This is a genomic window from Aminivibrio pyruvatiphilus, assembly GCF_004366815.1.
Classification (GTDB): Bacteria; Synergistota; Synergistia; order Synergistales; family Aminobacteriaceae; genus Aminivibrio; species Aminivibrio pyruvatiphilus.
This window is the reverse complement of record NZ_SORI01000056.1, coordinates 1-1,424: the sequence shown is the minus strand read 5'-3', so window position 1 is coordinate 1,424 and position 1,424 is coordinate 1. Positions and strand designations below refer to the sequence as shown.

Genomic DNA, 1,424 nt, shown 5'->3' with positions numbered 1-1,424 from the left:
CACTCTTGTCCAAAATAGGTTTTTAGGAACATTAAAAAGCCCCCAAGGTCTTTGAGATATCATTGGTTTGCCTACGCAACGAGACCTCAAATCCGCAAGGGGGCAAACCACATGGTAAACGTTTCAAGTCTGTTTGGTCAAATTGTTTCGGAGCTTTTCACAGCAGTGAACTTTGACAACCTGGTCGCCAAATGGGGCGCTGAACGCCACGCCAAAGGATTCCGCTCGAAGACGCAGCTCATCTCCATGCTTTTCTGTCATCTGGCCGGAGCGGATTCTCTCAGGGAGATAGTCAATGGGCTCAGCTGCTGTAACGGAAAACTCGTTCACCTGGGGATAAAGGAGCCTCCCAGAAGATCCACCCTCTCCTATGCAAACAATCATCGTCCTGCGGAGCTTTTCGAGGAGCTGTTCTGGAGGCTGTCGGATCATTTCCGCTCTACGGGTTCTTTGGGATGCCGGAAGAAAAAGTTCCGGTTCAAGAACAAACTGCTGTCCTTTGACTCCACTACCATCAGCCTCTGCCTGTCTCTTTTTCCCTGGGCGGAATTCCGGAGGGCCAAGGGAGGTGTAAAGGTCCACGTACTGTTGGATCATGACGACTACATGCCCTCCTTCGTTTCCATCACGGATGCGAAGACCCACGACAGCCGGATGTCGAAGGAGCTTGCCCTCAAACCCGGCTCCATCGTGGCCCTGGACAGGGGATACGTGGACTTCGGCCAGTTTCGGGCCTGGACGGATCAGGGCGTCTTCTTCGTCACCCGGATGAAGGACAACTGCGTCTACACCGTGCAGGAAGTCCGTACTCCGCCCCGAAACAGGCATGTCCTTTCCGACGAGATCGTCCGTCTTACCGGAACGGGGATGAAGGAGAGATATCCGGGGCCGCTCCGCAGGATCACTGTCGAGAACCCCGAAACAGGAGAGAATATCGTTCTTCTCACCAATCATCTTAGGTTCGCGGCGAGCACCATAGGAGAGATCTACAGGGACCGGTGGGAGATCGAGCTCTTCTTCAAAACGCTGAAGCAGAACCTGAAGGTCAAAACCTTCGTAGGTGAGAGCGAGAACGCCCTTCGCATCCAGATTTGGACAGCCCTGGTTTCATTGCTGGTGATCAAGTGGCTGCATCACTTATCCAAAGAGGGATGGTCCTTTTCCAACATGGCGACCATGCTTCGGCTGAACCTCTTTACCTATCGGGTTTTACGGGCCTGGCTCGACGAACCGTATGAAACTCCGCCCATTGTACCGGAGGCGGAACAGTTGAAATTCACTCTGTAGGAAGTTGGACAGCCGATTTAATTATCGAGGTTCAGGAAAACAGGGGACCTGTTTTCAAATCTGTCTAAAACAGCTCCGCAAAACCCTGGAAATTCAGGGTGCTATTTCAGATTTCAATTTATTTTGGACAGCAGTGA

The 1,424-nt window shown here is 52.1% G+C and carries 1 protein-coding gene; it reads left to right on the top strand.

Annotated elements, in window-relative coordinates; translation table 11 throughout:
- Nucleotides 1–111 precede the first annotated feature (111 nt).
- Entirely contained in the window at nucleotides 112–1,287 is a 1,176-nt protein-coding gene (locus tag C8D99_RS15060; protein ID WP_133959322.1) for an IS4 family transposase, read from the top strand.
- Nucleotides 1,288–1,424: the final 137 nt, after the last annotated feature.

Coding starts and splice junctions, on each gene's coding strand:
- C8D99_RS15060 (WP_133959322.1), top strand. CDS start 112: ATGGTAAACGTTTCAAGTCTGTTTGGTCAAATTGTTTCGGAGCTTTTC.